Origin of the sequence: Citrobacter freundii complex sp. CFNIH9, assembly GCF_002903305.1 — a bacterium.
Lineage (GTDB): Bacteria > Pseudomonadota > Gammaproteobacteria > Enterobacterales > Enterobacteriaceae > Citrobacter > Citrobacter portucalensis.
Genome location: NZ_CP026238.1, coordinates 2,811,022 through 2,826,313 on the forward strand (window position 1 = coordinate 2,811,022; position 15,292 = coordinate 2,826,313).

Annotated in this window: 14 protein-coding genes; 6 read left to right on the plus strand and 8 right to left on the minus strand. The window is 53.7% G+C overall.

All coding sequences use genetic code 11. From position 1 onward, the window contains the following. Window positions 1-4 precede the first annotated feature (4 nt). Window positions 5-970: a PDR/VanB family oxidoreductase gene (locus C2U43_RS14200; protein ID WP_103285350.1), complete on the plus strand. Its 966-nt coding sequence runs from the start codon at window positions 5-7 to the stop codon at window positions 968-970. Window positions 971-1,019: 49 nt separating this feature from the next. Here the strand turns inward: C2U43_RS14200 and rnd are convergent, their stop codons facing one another. The 5 genes from rnd to C2U43_RS14230 form a co-directional block, all read right to left on the minus strand. After that, the gene (gene rnd, locus C2U43_RS14205) at window positions 1,020-2,135 is read right to left on the minus strand and encodes a ribonuclease D (protein ID WP_133158640.1); all 1,116 of its coding nucleotides are present in this window, start codon (window positions 2,133-2,135) and stop codon (window positions 1,020-1,022) included. 84 nt (window positions 2,136-2,219) lie between these two features. After that, window positions 2,220-3,905 (minus strand): long-chain-fatty-acid--CoA ligase FadD, encoded by a 1,686-nt coding sequence (gene fadD / locus C2U43_RS14210; RefSeq protein ID WP_122984213.1) that lies wholly within the window; start codon window positions 3,903-3,905, stop codon window positions 2,220-2,222. A gap of 204 nt (window positions 3,906-4,109) precedes the next feature. Continuing rightward, window positions 4,110-4,694 carry a Slp family lipoprotein gene (locus C2U43_RS14220; RefSeq protein WP_003020975.1) on the minus strand — a complete coding sequence of 195 codons (585 nt, stop codon included), beginning with the start codon at window positions 4,692-4,694 and terminating at the stop codon, window positions 4,110-4,112. Between the two features lie 94 nt (window positions 4,695-4,788). After that, window positions 4,789-5,484 (minus strand): tRNA (adenosine(37)-N6)-threonylcarbamoyltransferase complex dimerization subunit type 1 TsaB, encoded by a 696-nt coding sequence (tsaB, locus tag C2U43_RS14225; RefSeq protein ID WP_032943756.1) that lies wholly within the window; start codon window positions 5,482-5,484, stop codon window positions 4,789-4,791. A gap of 58 nt (window positions 5,485-5,542) precedes the next feature. Beyond that, on the minus strand, window positions 5,543-7,453 hold the full coding sequence (locus C2U43_RS14230) for an ATP-dependent DNA helicase (protein ID WP_103285351.1): 1,911 nt from the start codon (window positions 7,451-7,453) through the stop codon (window positions 5,543-5,545). Between the two features lie 141 nt (window positions 7,454-7,594). Between C2U43_RS14230 and C2U43_RS14235 the strand changes: the two genes are divergently transcribed. Next, on the plus strand, window positions 7,595-7,939 hold the full coding sequence (locus C2U43_RS14235; RefSeq protein WP_003020984.1) for a RidA family protein: 345 nt from the start codon (window positions 7,595-7,597) through the stop codon (window positions 7,937-7,939). A 6-nt stretch (window positions 7,940-7,945) separates the two neighbouring features. Here C2U43_RS14235 and C2U43_RS14240 read toward each other — a convergent pair whose 3' ends face one another. Further along, window positions 7,946-8,125, minus strand: coding sequence for a YoaH family protein (locus C2U43_RS14240; protein ID WP_003020986.1), 180 nt, complete (start codon window positions 8,123-8,125; stop codon window positions 7,946-7,948). A gap of 83 nt (window positions 8,126-8,208) precedes the next feature. Between C2U43_RS14240 and pabB the strand changes: the two genes are divergently transcribed. The 4 genes from pabB (at window position 8,209) to C2U43_RS14260 (ending at window position 13,432) form a co-directional block, all read left to right on the plus strand. Then, on the plus strand, window positions 8,209-9,570 hold the full coding sequence (pabB, locus tag C2U43_RS14245; RefSeq protein ID WP_071446194.1) for an aminodeoxychorismate synthase component 1: 1,362 nt from the start codon (window positions 8,209-8,211) through the stop codon (window positions 9,568-9,570). A gap of 3 nt (window positions 9,571-9,573) precedes the next feature. After that, on the plus strand, window positions 9,574-10,152 hold the full coding sequence (locus C2U43_RS14250; RefSeq protein WP_003020991.1) for a CoA pyrophosphatase: 579 nt from the start codon (window positions 9,574-9,576) through the stop codon (window positions 10,150-10,152). Between the two features lie 183 nt (window positions 10,153-10,335). Then, complete coding sequence (gene sdaA / locus C2U43_RS14255) at window positions 10,336-11,700, plus strand: L-serine ammonia-lyase (protein WP_003833765.1); 1,365 nt, start codon at window positions 10,336-10,338, stop codon at window positions 11,698-11,700. A 130-nt stretch (window positions 11,701-11,830) separates the two neighbouring features. Then, on the plus strand, window positions 11,831-13,432 hold the full coding sequence (locus tag C2U43_RS14260) for an EAL domain-containing protein (RefSeq protein WP_103285352.1): 1,602 nt from the start codon (window positions 11,831-11,833) through the stop codon (window positions 13,430-13,432). Window positions 13,433-13,438: 6 nt separating this feature from the next. On the opposite strand, the gene yoaE is transcribed toward C2U43_RS14260, so the two are convergent. Both yoaE and C2U43_RS30200 read right to left on the minus strand, forming a co-directional pair. After that, window positions 13,439-14,998 carry a CNNM family cation transport protein YoaE gene (yoaE, locus tag C2U43_RS14265; RefSeq protein ID WP_008785026.1) on the minus strand — a complete coding sequence of 520 codons (1,560 nt, stop codon included), beginning with the start codon at window positions 14,996-14,998 and terminating at the stop codon, window positions 13,439-13,441. Beyond that, a complete protein-coding gene (locus C2U43_RS30200) occupies window positions 14,986-15,195 on the minus strand; it encodes a protein YoaL (protein WP_008785027.1) in 210 nt (69 codons plus the stop codon). Before C2U43_RS30200 ends, yoaE begins: the two co-directional genes overlap by 13 nt. Window positions 15,196-15,292 lie beyond the last annotated feature (97 nt).

Sequence of the window (15,292 nt, forward strand, 5' to 3'; positions counted from 1 at the left end):
CGCAATGTCTGATTATCAAATGCAAGAAGTCCGGGTCAGCCGGATTGAGACGATTACCGCGCAGGTAAAACGCTTTACTTTAACGGCGACATCAGGCGAGCCGTTGCCCGCGTTTCAGGGTGGCAGCCATATTATCGTGCAGATGCGCGATGGCGAGAATCTGTACAGCAATGCTTACTCGCTGATGAGTTCCCCCTTTGATACGAGCGCCTGGCAAATCGCCGTACGACTGGAGGAAGCATCCAAAGGCGGCTCACGATATCTGCATCAAAACGTGAAACCCGGCGACACGCTCACGATCTCCACACCAAACAATCTGTTCGCCCTCGCCCCTCAGGCACAACAACATCTGTTGATTGCTGGAGGTATCGGCATCACACCGTTTTTATCGCATATCCCGGAACTGGAACACTCTAAGGCGCAATGGCAACTGCATTATTGCTCTCCAAGTCAGGACAACTGCGCGTTTTATGACGAACTTCTGCAACACCCCAGCGACGATCGTATTCATCTGCATCTGTCAAGCGCAGGGACACGCCTTGATTTATCTCGCCTGCTGGCCGATATCGAACCCGGCACACATATTTACACCTGCGGGCCAGCAGTGCTCAACGATGCCGTCAGAGAAGTGGCTTCCCTCCATAGACTGGACAGCAATACGCTACATTTCGAACAATTTGCGCTGGAAGATAAAAGCGGTGATGCCTTTACCCTGGTTCTGGCGCGTTCCGGACGCGAGTTTGTGGTCCCGGAAGAGATGACCATTTTGCAGGTTATCGAAAATAACAAAGCCGCGCGCGTTGAGTGCCTGTGCCGGGAAGGTGTTTGCGGCACCTGTGAAACGACGATTCTTGAAGGGGAAGCGGATCACCGCGATCAGTATTTCAGCGACGACGAAAAAGCTAGCCAGCAAAGCATGCTTATTTGCTGCTCACGCGCCAAAGGTAAGCGCCTGGTGCTTGATTTGTAGCGTTGCGCAGGCCGGGTTAGCAATGGCGCAACCCGGCGAGCCTGGTGACTTACTGCGGATATTCCTGCAGCAGCGCGTTGAGACGATCGGACATCAGTTCGCCACGCCAACCGGAAACCAACTCCGGCAGGGTCTGCTGCGGCTTTAATTTCCAGTGCCAGTTGAGTAGCTGGTTGATTTGACGGCGTGAAGCCAGCAGTTCGACGCTAAGATTATGCTCAGTACTTACCTCGGCAACCAGCGTCTTAATAGCTTTAAACGCTTTGCGGTATCCAGGCATATCCATCAAATTCAGCAGCGGCTGTGGCAGTGATTCTTCCGGTAAAGCCTGCGCTTTTTCTACCAGAGAAATCAGCGTTTTGCCGTGGAAGCGAATTTCACTACCGGAAAGGCCGAGGCTGTCCAGTTCACCCAGACTCCCTGGCATATAACGAGCGACCGCCCACAGGTGTTCTTCACGCACCACAAAGTTCACCGCCAGATCGCGCTCACGCGCTTTACGCAGTCGCCAGTCGGCAAGCAGTTGCAGGCAGGCCAACTGACGAGTACGCAACTGCCAGGCGTTAGTGATATCGCGCCATGCGTCTTCAGGCGCCAGAACCTCCTGGCGACGCTGCTGCATTAAGCGACATTCGTCCAGTGCGGCTGGCAGCCAGCCGCTGGCTTCAGTTTCGACCATCAGTTTTGTGGTGATCGGTAATAGATACCAGACATCAGCCGCCGCGTACTCACACTGACGCTCGGTCAGCGGTCTGGCCAGCCAGTCGGTGCGGGATTCGCTTTTGTCCAGCGCCACCCCCGTAAACTCTTCCACCATCGCGGCAAACCCCCACGACAGCGGACGACCGCAAAAAGCAGCCAGAATTTGTGTATCAATCAACGGCTGCGGCAGTTCGCCAAAAGCGTTGAGAAACACTTCCAGATCTTCGCTACCTGCATGCAGGAATTTGGTGATGGCAGTATCACGCAGAATATCGCGCAGCGGCGACCAGTCGGTGATCCCCTGCGGATCAATCAGAGCAACGTGTTTGCCATCAAACAGCTGGATCAGCCCCAACTGCGGATAATAGGTACGCGTGCGAACAAATTCTGTATCCAGGGCTATCGCCGGAAATTCACGGACGGCTTCGCACAGCGTGGCCAACGCGTCGTCCGTGGTGATCATTTGATAATTCAAATCGTGCTCTCTTAGGTTTGCGCCAAAAAAAACGCCGGATTTCCCGGCGTTTTCTACTGGCTGACTTAACGCTCAGCCTTTATTGTCCACTTTGGCACGCGCTTCGTCACGTAATTCTCGTCGCAAAATTTTACCAACGTTAGATTTCGGCAACTCATCGCGAAACTCCACCAGCTTTGGTACTTTATAGCCCGTCAGGTGACGACGACAGAAAGTGACCAGCGCGTCATCGGTTAACGAGGCATCTTTCTTCACTACGAAAATTTTCACCGCTTCACCACTGCTGCCGGACGGAACCCCAACCGCAGCCACTTCCTGCACGCCAGGGTGTTGCATAACCACGTCTTCAATTTCGTTCGGATAGACGTTAAAGCCGGATACCAGGATCATGTCCTTCTTACGATCGACAATACGCAGGAAGCCTTCATCATCCATCACCGCAATATCGCCGGTGTGCAGCCAGCCGTCTTTGATGATTTCGTCAGTGGCGTCCGGTCGCTGCCAGTAGCCCAGCATCACCTGTGGACCTTTCACACACAGCTCACCCGGTTCTCCCGGCGGCACTTCGTTGTCGTCGTCGTCCACCAGCTTGACCTCAGTGGAGGGAACCGGTAAACCGATACTTCCGCTGTGGTAGTCAATATCGTGAGGGTTAACACTCACCAGCGGGGCGCACTCCGTCAGACCATAGCCTTCCAGCAGATACTGCCCCGTCAGCTTCACCCAGCGCTCAGCTACCGCTTGTTGAACCGGCATTCCGCCACCTGCCGAGAGATGCAGTGACGAGAAGTCCAGTTGCTGGAACTCTTTGTTATTCAGCAGCGCGTTAAACAGCGTATTGACGCCGGTCATCGCGGTAAACGGATACTTCGCCAGCTCTTTTACCAGCCCCGGAATATCACGCGGGTTAGTAATCAGCAGGTTTTGACCGCCTAGCTCAATAAACAGCAGACAGTTCATCGTTAGCGCAAAAATGTGATACAGCGGTAACGCCGTCACCACTAATTCTTTACCCGGATGCAGCAACGGACCGTAGGTAGCATGAACCTGCTCAAGGTTAGCCAGCATGTTGCGGTGTGTAAGCATCGCGCCTTTCGCCACGCCGGTTGTCCCGCCGGTATATTGCAGAAACGCCAAATCTTCCGACACCACTTCGGGCTTCACATACTGCATACGATAGCCGTTTTGCAGCGCACTGCGAAATGAGATGGCATCCGGCAGGTGATACTTTGGCACCAGGCGCTTGATGTACTTCACGACAAAGTTAACCAGCGTTCCTTTGGCGGTAGACAGCTGATCGCCCATACGCGTCAGGATCACGTGTTGCACCGACGTTTTGTCGACCACCTTTTCCAGCGTATGAGCAAAGTTAGATACGATGACAATCGCCGACGCGCCGCTGTCGTTGAGCTGATGTTCCAGCTCGCGAGGCGTATACAACGGGTTCACGTTCACGACGATCATGCCGGCACGTAAAATCCCAAACAGTGCGACCGGATATTGCAGCAGATTCGGCATCATCAGCGCGACGCGATCGCCCTTTTTCAGCCCGAGCCCCTGTTGCAAATAAGCGGCAAACGCACGGCTACGCTCTTCAAGCTTGCGGAAGGTCATCACCTCCCCCATGTTTACAAACGCGGGCTGATCGGCATACCGTCTTACTGAGTGTTCAAAGAGTTCCACCAGGGATTGATAACGGTCAGGATTGATCTCCGCAGGAACACCAGCGGGATAACGGTTAAGCCAAACCTTTTTCAATACATCACCTCTAAAATGCGTATTCGTCGTCATCACAACCCCAGGCAATAAACAAACTGTTAACATAATATTAACTCAGCGTACCAGTTTGTTTATTACACAACGACAAGGTTGCGAAGCACGTCACTATTTATTTTTCTTATATCCACGTTAATGCAGAAACAGCGGACGAGCCGCTGTTTCTTTTACCATTAAAACAAAGAGTTACTCTGTTACTATGGTCTGAACCTGTGCCGGGCCGGGATTGTACCAGCCCCATCCGCCGTAGCCACCGTAAGGCCAGCCACGCGCACCGTAGAACCAGGGGTCGATAGGCTGAGGCGGCATGACAATCTGCTGAGTAATATGCCAGCGTTTATAACCAGTTACCTGCATCAGCATGAATTTATACGGCGTATTACCGATTTTTCCGTCCACTGTACCGCTTATCGGGCCGACGACGGTGACCAGTTGCCCGCGAAAGTCCACCGGGTCAAGGAAGCCATTTACATCAGCATATATCCGCCCACGAGAGGCTTCACCCAGCACGGGGCGTGCACCGCTATCGAGCGGAACGGTGGCAATTTCCAGACGGGATTTTCCCTGCTGGTTCTGAATATCCACCACTTTGCCGCCGAAACGCGCTTCCTGTCCGACATACAGCTGCGGCGCATTCATCACCCGCACCAGATCCTGCTGCGGCATCGGGCTCGAACCTTTAATCGCATCCGGGATGGTGACGCAGCCGCTAAGCATTAACGCTAAGGCCCCCGCCAACACACCTTTCAATAACTGCTTTTGCACCGCCATATTGTGACTCCCTTTTCTTAGCTTCTGCCCCGGCCTGTTCACAATGCTGTGCACTGACGACTGTACGTCTTAGCCGGGGTTCTACTACTAAGATTCATTCTTTACCGGGAAGTTTCTTCCACGCCACGGTGTTACGTAAATAAACCGGTTCAGCGTGTTCGACCGCTACGGTCTCACCCGCAGCCAGCATTTGCGTGGCGACGGGCAGCATGTCTTCAGCCGCTGGAAGCAGCACGTCACCATCGCTGAGCGTCAGCCCGCTGTCTTTACCAAGCTCAGGCCATGCCGGCCAGCCCGTCCCGACCGTCACCCAGTCGCCAGACAGCTGCAATAAACGCTCATGTACCTGCTCGGGGGTTAACACCGCTTCGGTTTCTTCACCGTGCCAGTTACCGTTGTCATCACGCTGGTATTCGGCCCAGTAGACTTCGCCCATTCGCGCGTCAATCGCCGCCAGCACGCGAGTCGCGCCCGACTTACGCCAGGCGCCCTGCGCCATGGTAGCCAGGGTGGAGACGCCGATCATCGGTAAGTTTGCGCCTAACGCCAGCCCCTGAGCAATGCCAATACCGATACGCACGCCGGTGAAACTGCCGGGACCGCGACCAAACGCCAGGGCGTCGATATCGGTTAACGTGAGATCGCCAGCGGCCAGGATTTCCTGAACCATCGGTAAAATTCGTTGGGTGTGTTCTCGTGGGCAAAGCTCAAAGTGAGCCTTGATAGTACCGTCATTCCACAGGGCAACAGAGCACGCCTCTGTGGCGGTATCGATAGCCAGAATTCGCATGGGTGTTTGTGATCAGATCAATAAATTTGGCGCGCATCTTACCACACTCCGTAACAAATTACTCAGTCGTTGGTATGGCAAGAAAGCGAACCGCGCGAGCGATGTCACGCGTCCGCGGCGCAGGAGGAAGACTCGCCAGGAAGGTGGCGCCGTATGGCCGCATAACCAGACGATTGTCGCAAATCACCAGCACGCCGCGATCGTCAGCATCACGTATCAGACGCCCTACCCCCTGCTTCAGGGTGATTACCGCATCCGGCAACTGGACGTCTTCAAACGGATCGCCGCCGCGCAGTCGACAATCCTCCATTCGGGCTTTTAACAGCGGGTCGTCCGGCGAGGTAAACGGCAGTTTATCGATTATTACCAGCGACAGGGTATCACCGCGCACGTCCACGCCTTCCCAGAAGCTGCTGGTGGCAACCAGTAGCGCATTACCTGCGCTGACAAACTGCTGTAGCAGTTGTCCTTTGCTGGTTTCGCCCTGCAGCAGTACGGGAAGCGTCATAGTAGCGCGGAATTGTTCCGCCAGATCGCGCATCATCGCGTGCGAAGTGCACAGCATAAAACAGCGACCGTTGTTCGCTTCGATAATAGGTCGCAGCATGGATGCCAGCTGACGCGCAGCCCCCGGCTGGTTGGTTTGCGGGAGATTACGCGGTACGCACAGCAGCGCCTGGCGCGTGTAATCAAATGGGCTTGGCAGCAGCATCGACTCGGCATCTTCAATACCCAGTCGTGCAGTGAAATGATGAAGGTCATCGTTTACCGACAGCGTCGCGGAAGTAAAAATCCAGCAGCCCGGCTTTTGTTCCATCACTTCTTTGAATTTATCCGCCACCGTAAGCGGCGTCAGCGCGAGGGTGAAATGGCGGGAGGTGCATTCATACCAGTAGCTGAAGCCTGGCTGGTTGATCTCTTTCAGGCGCTTCAGACGCGCACGATAAAGCGTGGCGCGCTCAAACGCGGCATCCAGCAATGCCGAACGTCCGAGAGACAGCTTCGCCACGTCATAACACAGCTCCAGCGTGTCATCGAGCAGCAAAAACGCGCGCTGTACGCGCTGGTCGGCCAGCAGTTCCCGCAGGTTTCCGCGATAGCCCGGCTCACCAAGCTGCAAGCGGAAGTCCTGAGCGCTTTGTGCAAGGCGATCGGCGCACTTTTGCAACTGCTGAGTGTCTTTCAGCTCGGTGCGATAGGCAATGGTGATGTCTTTCGCCAGGTCTAACAGCTGGCGACTGGAGAGCGATTGACCAAAGTACTGGCTGGCGATATCCGGTAACTGATGCGCTTCATCGAAGATCATCACATCAGCTTCCGGGATCAGTTCGCCAAACCCGCTCTCTTTTACCACCATATCGGCGAGAAACAGATGATGGTTAACCACGACAACATCCGCATCCATCGCTTTTTTACGCGCTTTAACGACAAAACACTCTTTATACAGCGGGCAGTCGCTACCCAGACAGTTGTCATTAGTGCTGGTCACCAGCGGCCAGGCCTGAGAGTCTTCCGCCACGCTGACGCAGGTGCTGATGTCCCCATCAAGGGTTTGATTTGACCAGGAGCGCAGCAGAATGACGTCGCTTAACGTTTGTACCGGCAAGTCGCCACCCGCCAGCGCCTGCTGTTCGAGACGCTCAAGGCACAGATAGTTTGAACGCCCTTTCAGCAGCGCCAGTTTACCGGTGAACTTCAGTGCTTTCGCGACGGTCGGGAGGTCGCGGCTGTATAGCTGATCCTGCAACGCCTTCGAGCCCGTGGAGACAATGACCTTCTTTCCGACACGCAGCGCTGGGGCAAGATAAGCGTAGGTTTTACCCGTTCCGGTTCCGGCTTCTACCACCAGCGGTTGTGATTTTTCGATGGCATGACTGACGGCGATGGCCATCTGCCGCTGTGGTTCTCGCGGTTTAAAACCCGGTATCGCTTTAGCCAACTGACCGTCTGCTGCAAAATCGTCCGTCACACTGCCCCCTGTTCATTTGAACAGGGATTATGTCAGGCCAGCGGGTCTTTCGCCAGTTGAAGAGGTGACGTGGGCACAACATTATGGCAGTCTTGGCGCAACCCAAAGCTATTATGAAAAAACGTAAACGAGGAATGATTTATGACGATTGTGCGCATTGATGCCGAAGCGCGTTGGTCCGACGTGGTAATCCACAACAACACGCTGTATTACACCGGCGTGCCGGAAAATCTGGATGCAGACGCCTTTGAGCAGACGGCAAATACGCTGGCGCAAATTGATGCGGTGCTGGAAAAACAAGGCAGCAACAAGTCACGTATTCTTGATGCCACCCTGTTTTTGGCAGACAAAAACGATTTTGCCGCCATGAACAAAGCCTGGGACGCGTGGGTCGTTGCTGGCCACGCGCCGGTACGTTGTACCGTTCAGGCCGGATTGATGAACCCGAAATACAAAGTTGAGATTAAGATAATCGCTGCAGTTTAAGCGGCGTTATTCGTCTTCATCTTCAAAACGCGCCACGATCCGCTCGCCGGTATGACTGGCGCGTAACTCTTCAGCAACCAGAGCAATGGCTTGTCCGCTGCTCATCCCCTGCGACATCAGCTCCTGAATACGCTCTACCGCTTTTTGCTGCTGCTCATGACTGAGTGAAGGTAAACCTGCAAACATTGTTAACTCCTGCTAAATTGTCTGCGCTAATTATTTCATGCTACCGGGCAGTTAGCCAGTAGAGTAGCAACGAGTCAGGACTGATGAAGACGTTATCTCCCGCAGTAATCACATTACCCTGGCGTCAGGACGCCGCTGAACGCTATTTTTCGACATTAAGCCATCTGCCCTGGGCGATGCTGCTGCATTCAGGTCAAGCCGACCATCCGCATAACCGCTTTGATATTCTGGTGGCGGATCCCGTCACCACGTTGGTTACACGTGCTGAAGAGACCGTAGTGCAGGACGGGCACGCAATCACGCGCTCGCTTGATGATCCAATGACGGTATTACATTCCGCGCTAGCTGCACACAAGATTCACCCCGAGTATCACCCCGATCTGCCGTTTCAGGGCGGCGCGTTAGGTCTGTTTGGCTACGACCTTGGCCGACGCTTTGAATCTCTGCCCACTATTGCTGAGCGCGATATTACGCTACCGGATATGGCCGTTGGCATTTACGACTGGGCGCTGATTGTTGACCACCAGTTGCAGACCGTATCGCTGCTCAGCCATACCGATGTCGAGGCTCGCCTGAAATGGCTCGACGCGCAACAACCGCCAACGCGTGAGCCGTTTACATTGACCTCGGCGTGGCAGTCCAATATGAGCCGCGCCCGGTATGGCGAAAAATTCCGCCAGGTACAGGGCTATCTGCACAGCGGCGATTGTTACCAGGTCAACCTCGCGCAGCGTTTTCAAGCGCATTACGAGGGGGATGAGTGGCAGGCATTTGTCAAACTCAATCACGCTAACCGCGCCCCGTTCAGCGCGTTTATTCGTCTTGAGGAAGGCGTTATCCTCAGCCTTTCGCCAGAACGTTTTATTCTGCTGGAGAACCAGCATATCCAGACCCGTCCTATTAAAGGTACGTTGCCCAGGCTTGAAGATGCCGATGCCGATCGTGAGCAGGCCCGGCGGCTGGCGAATTCGCCGAAGGATCGTGCGGAGAACCTGATGATCGTCGATTTGATGCGTAATGATATTGGCCGCGTTGCCGTACCGGGTTCGGTACAGGTTCCGGAGCTGTTTGTCGTCGAACCGTTCCCTGCCGTTCATCATTTGGTCAGCACCATTACCGCACGTCTGCCAGAGTCATTACACGCCACCGATCTGCTACGCGCAGCCTTCCCCGGCGGCTCTATTACCGGTGCGCCGAAAGTGCGGGCGATGGAAATTATTGACGAACTGGAGCCACAAAGACGTAATGCCTGGTGCGGCAGCATCGGTTATCTGAGTTTCTGCGGCAATATGGATACCAGCATCACCATTCGCACGCTGACAGCCACAAACGGACAAATTTATTGTTCCGCTGGCGGCGGCATAGTGGCGGACAGTCAGGAAGACGCTGAATATCAGGAAACATTTGATAAAGTGAATCGTATTTTGCACCAACTGGAGAACTGAGACGTGGAATACAGCAGCCTGACGCTTGATGATTTCTTATCGCGCTTTCAACTCCTGCGCCCGCAGGTCAATCATGCCGCGTTAAACCAGCGCCAGGCCGCCGTACTGATCCCCGTCGTGCGTCGTCCACAGCCGGGGTTGTTGTTAACCCAGCGTTCCGTTCACCTGCGCAAGCACGCCGGACAGGTCGCCTTCCCCGGTGGGGCGGTGGATAGCAGTGATGCCTCGTTGATTGCCGCCGCCCTTCGCGAAGCGCAGGAAGAAGTGGCGATCCCCCCTTCTTGCGTTGAGGTGATTGGCGTTCTGCCGCCGGTTGACAGCGTGACCGGCTTCCAGGTCACACCGGTGGTAGGGATTATCCCGCCAAATTTGCCGTATCGCGCAAGTGAAGACGAAGTTTCCGCCGTGTTCGAAATGCCGCTGGCGCAGGCCCTGCATTTAGGTCGTTATCACCCGTTGGATATCTACCGCCGCGGCGATTCACATCGTGTATGGCTTTCCTGGTATGAGCAATATTTCGTCTGGGGAATGACCGCCGGAATAATTCGTGAGCTGGCGCTGCAAATTGGCGTCAAGCCCTGACTATACTTATCTTTACGCGCGCCATAGACAACTTGAAACTCAGGTCACAACATTAGTAAAACCGCGGTTATCTATTAGTTTAATTCATGTGAATAGTTAAGCCGATCGCCGCGTTCCCTCTTACACTATGCGCAGTTATAACATCGTTACTGGAAAGCCCAGTCGCCCTGTAGGAGTATTATCGTGATTAGTCTATTCGACATGTTTAAGGTGGGGATTGGTCCCTCATCTTCCCATACCGTAGGGCCTATGAAGGCGGGTAAACAGTTCGTCGATGACCTGGTCGAAAAAGGATTACTGGACAGCGTTACTCGTGTCGCCGTCGACGTGTATGGTTCACTGTCGCTCACGGGTAAAGGTCACCACACCGATATCGCCATTATTATGGGTCTGGCAGGCAATGAGCCTGCTACCGTGGATATTGATAGCATCCCCGGATTTATCCGCGACGTAGAAACGCGTGGACGCCTGCTGCTTGCACAGGGTCAGCACGAAGTGGATTTCCCGCAGAATGACGGGATGCGTTTTCACAACGGCAACCTGCCGCTGCATGAAAACGGAATGCAGATCCATGCGTACAATGGCGAAACCGTCATTTATAGCAAAACCTACTACTCAATCGGCGGTGGATTCATCGTTGATGAAGAACATTTTGGTCAGGATGCCGCGGGCGAGGTCAGCGTGCCTTATCCGTTCAAATCCGCGACTGAAATGCTGGAGTACTGCAATAGCACCGGCCTGTCTCTCTCTGGCATGGCGATGCAGAACGAACTTGCTCTGCACAGCAAAAAAGAGATTGAAGAGTACTTTGGCCACGTCTGGCAAACCATGCAGGCCTGTATCGATCGTGGCATGAACACCGAAGGTGTGTTGCCGGGTCCGCTGCGCGTTCCTCGTCGTGCTTCGGCTCTGCGTCGTATGCTGGTTTCCAGCGATAAGCTGTCCAACGATCCGATGAACGTGATCGACTGGGTGAACATGTTCGCCCTGGCCGTTAACGAAGAAAACGCCGCGGGCGGTCGCGTAGTGACAGCGCCAACCAACGGTGCCTGCGGTATCGTGCCTGCGGTACTGGCCTATTACGATCATTTCATCGAGTCCGTCAGCCCGGATATCTATACCCGCTATTTCCTGGCGGCCGGTGCAATTGGCGCGTTGTACAAAATGAACGCCTCAATCTCTGGTGCAGAAGTAGGTTGTCAGGGTGAAGTGGGTGTAGCCTGCTCCATGGCTGCCGCTGGTCTGGCTGAACTGTTGGGCGCTAGCCCTGAGCAGGTGTGTGTTGCTGCCGAAATCGGCATGGAACATAACCTCGGCTTAACCTGCGATCCGGTTGCCGGTCAGGTACAGGTTCCATGCATTGAACGTAACGCCATTGCTTCAGTGAAGGCGATCAACGCTGCGCGTATGGCAATGCGCCGTACCAGCGCGCCGCGCGTCTCGCTGGATAAAGTCATTGAGACCATGTACGAAACAGGTAAAGACATGAACGCCAAATACCGCGAAACGTCACGCGGTGGCCTGGCAATCAAAGTTCAATGTGACTAATACTTAGTTTTCGCCCATCTGCGACGGATGGGCGAATTTGCCCCCTCTCCCTCGTCTACTGTAATTTTCCCCACTACACTTGCTCTGTTGCTGTTGGCTTCTGTGACCAACGGCTTATCGGGCGGCCCGCATGCAAACAGCACAACGGATCATTAAAAATTATCGCCGGAATCGCTTAATCGTCTGCACAGTATGTGCACTACTGACGCTCATCCTCACATTAACTGTTCGATTTATTTCGGAGCGTAATTTAAATCACCGAAATATCGTCACCTTTGCCAACCATGCTGTAGAAGAACTGGATGACGTGCTTTTACCCTTGCAGACCGGACGTGATGTATTGCTGCCGTTAATTGGCCTCCCCTGCTCAGTGGCACGTTTACCGTTAAGCAAACATGCCGCAAGACTGCAAACGGTGCGTTCTATTAATCTGATTCAAAGCGGGATCCTGTATTGCTCCAGCATTTTTGGGTATCGCAATGTCCCCATTCGTCAACTACAGCCCGAATTACCCAGCCGGGAACCGCAACTGCTGCTGTCTACTGACCATTCGCTGATAAAAGGCAGCCCGATTCTGACGCAATGGTATCCATCCTCTGCCGATGGTGAAGATGGCGTGCTGGAAATCGTCAATATTGATTTATTGTCGTCTATGTTGCTTGAACCCCAGCCGCCGCAGATCACCGATGCCAGCTTAACCGTTGGTAATCGGCATCTACTGTATGATCAAGGTGTGGTCGATACTCTGCCTAAGCTAAATGATGAAAAACGCTACCAGCTGTCATCTCAACATTTCCCGTTTACCATTAGCGTCACCGGCCCCGGTCCCAGTGAACTGGCGATTAAACATCTGCCAACACAGCTGCCGCTGGCGTTGATCCTAAGTTTATTAGTGGGTTACCTGGCATGGCTGGCGACTGCCAGCAGAATGAGTTTTTCCTGGGAGATTAATCTGGCCCTTGCTGCTCGGGAATTCGAGCTGTTTTGCCAGCCGCTGCTTAATGCGCAAACCCAGCAATGCATGGGCGTGGAGATTCTTCTACGCTGGAATAACCCACGCCAGGGTTGGATCTCTCCGGAAGTGTTTATTCCCATCGCTGAGGAGCACAACCTGATTGTGCCGCTAACCCGTCATGTCATCGCAGAAACCATTCAGCAAAGACACGTTTTCCCGATGAGCAGTCAGTTTCATATTGGGATTAATGTCGCCGCCAGCCATTTTCGTAACGGCACGCTGCTAAAAGATCTTAATCAGTACTGGTTCAGCCAGCACCCAATCCAGCAGTTGGTTATCGAACTGACCGAACGAGATGCGTTACTGGATGTGGATTATCGGGTCGTACGCGAATTAAATCGTCTCGGCGTAAAACTGGCAATTGATGATTTCGGTACCGGTAACAGCTCGCTCTCCTGGCTGGAAAAACTCCGCCCGGATGTGCTGAAGATCGATAAATCATTTACTTCGGCAATAGGAACAGACGCCGTGAACTCAACCGTCACAGACATCATTATCGCTTTGGGGAAAAAATTGAATATAGAACTGGTGGCGGAAGGCGTTGAAACCCAGGCGCAGGCTCAGCATTTGCGCCGACACGGCGTACATTTGTTGCAAGGTTTTTTGTACGCAAAGCCAATGCCGCTGCGTGATTTCCCAAAATGGCTGGCGGGCAGCACGCCGCCGCCCACCCGACATAACGGGCGACACAGTATGCCCGTCATGCCGTTTCGCTAAACCCGATTACTCGTCTTCGTCGTGAGCGGGTTGTTCTTTAACAATGCGAACTAAATCCACACGATAGTCATTCGCTTCGACAATCGTAATGCTCAGCGGTGCAACCTCGATAACATCACCTACGCGTGGAATATGGCCGTTAGCCGCAATGACTAAACCTGCCACCGTGGCGATATCTTCGTCTTCATTCACTAACGTATCCACGTCCAGCGCCTGTTGCAACGCATGCAGATCGGTACCGCCTTTGACCAACCAACCACCTGCATCAGCAATAATTTCAGGTGTTTCATCGGCATCCGGGAATTCACCGGCAATGGCTTCTAATACGTCCAGCGGCGTGACCAGACCCTGTACTACGCCAAACTCGTTAGTGACGATAACGAAGCTACCGCGGGCACGACGCAGTACGCCTAACAGATTGATCGGGTCCAGCGTCTCCGGAACAACAATAGCCGGAGAAGCAGAGGCAATCGCCGCCACATCCACACCGTCTTCCAGCGCCACCAGCAGCTCTTTAGCACGCACGATACCGATGATTTCATCCAGTTCCCCACGACACACCGGGAACAGGCTGTGAGGTGATGAGAGCAACTGCTCGCGAATTTCTGCCACGCTCAGGTCGGCATCAACCCAGCTGATTTCACCACGAGGCGTCATAATGCCACGTAACGAACGCGACGCCAGGGAGAGGACGCCGTTGATCATATAGCGTTCTTCTTCCACAAACGCGCCTTCCGGGACAGGAACCGGCACCGGGTTATCGGATTCCATCTGCACGCTGGCCTGACGTTTACCGCCCATCAGACGCAGGATTGCATCGGCAGTACGTGCACGCAGCGGCAGCGTCGACTGGTGGCGAATAAAGTTACGACGGGCAATCTGGTTAAACAACTCGATGATGATCGAGAAACCAATCGCCGCATACAGATAACCTTTCGGAATATGGAAGCCAAACCCTTCGGCAACCAGGCTCAGACCAATCATCAACAGGAAGCTCAGACACAGCACCACCACCGTCGGGTGTTGGTTCACAAATCGTGTCAGCGGCTTAGAGGCCAGCAGCATCACGGCCATGGCAATCACTACTGCCGCCATCATCACTGGCAGATGGTTGACCATACCGACCGCTGTAATCACGGCATCCAGCGAGAACACCGCGTCGAGGATGACAATCTGCGTTACGACAACCCAAAAGCTCGCATACCCTTTCGTCTGCCCGGTATCATGTTCACGGTTTTCCAGCCGCTCATGCAGCTCTGTCGTAGCCTTGAACAAGAGGAAGATCCCCCCCAGCAGCATAATCAAATCGCGCCCCGAGAACGCATAGTCCATTACCGTGAACAGCGGCTTTGTCAGCGTCACCATCCACGAAATCACGGACAACAAGCCCAGACGCATAATCAGTGCCAGTGACAAACCGATTAAACGCGCTTTATCACGCTGTTTCGGCGGCAGCTTATCAGCCAGGATCGCAATGAAGACCAGGTTATCAATACCCAGAACAATTTCGAGAACGACAAGCGTGAGCAAACCCACCCAAATCTGCGGGTCCATTAATAATTCCATGACAAGCTCCTGCTTAAGGAATGACCAAACTGCGCGCTGAGGATCTCAGGCGTTAAAGCGATATGCAGAGAAAATTTGTGGCAAAAAGTGCCAATCTGACAGGCTTGATACGGCCTGAAGGTGAAATGACGTCGGTGACGATCCATATGGTGGGCTACTGCCCTATACTCCTGAGTAATTAAACAGATGCTAAACATAACAGAGAGAAGCTGTTTTTAGCAAAGATTTACCTTCCTTTGCAATAAGTTGTTTCGGAGATATTTTACCCTTCGAAATTTCTTTTTATCGGAAGTT

What these genes read in the sequence shown, in the direction of transcription:
- C2U43_RS14200 (WP_103285350.1), top strand. Translation starts at nt 5, where the DNA reads ATGTCTGATTATCAAATGCAAGAAGTCCGGGTCAGCCGGATTGAGACG.
- rnd (WP_133158640.1), bottom strand. Translation starts at nt 2,135, where the DNA reads ATGATCACCACGGACGACGCGTTGGCCACGCTGTGCGAAGCCGTCCGT.
- C2U43_RS14220 (WP_003020975.1), bottom strand. Translation starts at nt 4,694, where the DNA reads ATGGCGGTGCAAAAGCAGTTATTGAAAGGTGTGTTGGCGGGGGCCTTA.
- tsaB (WP_032943756.1), bottom strand. Translation starts at nt 5,484, where the DNA reads ATGCGAATTCTGGCTATCGATACCGCCACAGAGGCGTGCTCTGTTGCC.
- C2U43_RS14235 (WP_003020984.1), top strand. Translation starts at nt 7,595, where the DNA reads ATGACGATTGTGCGCATTGATGCCGAAGCGCGTTGGTCCGACGTGGTA.
- C2U43_RS14240 (WP_003020986.1), bottom strand. Translation starts at nt 8,125, where the DNA reads ATGTTTGCAGGTTTACCTTCACTCAGTCATGAGCAGCAGCAAAAAGCG.
- pabB (WP_071446194.1), top strand. Translation starts at nt 8,209, where the DNA reads ATGAAGACGTTATCTCCCGCAGTAATCACATTACCCTGGCGTCAGGAC.
- C2U43_RS14260 (WP_103285352.1), top strand. Translation starts at nt 11,831, where the DNA reads ATGCAAACAGCACAACGGATCATTAAAAATTATCGCCGGAATCGCTTA.
- yoaE (WP_008785026.1), bottom strand. Translation starts at nt 14,998, where the DNA reads ATGGAATTATTAATGGACCCGCAGATTTGGGTGGGTTTGCTCACGCTT.
- C2U43_RS30200 (WP_008785027.1), bottom strand. Translation starts at nt 15,195, where the DNA reads ATGTTTAGCATCTGTTTAATTACTCAGGAGTATAGGGCAGTAGCCCAC.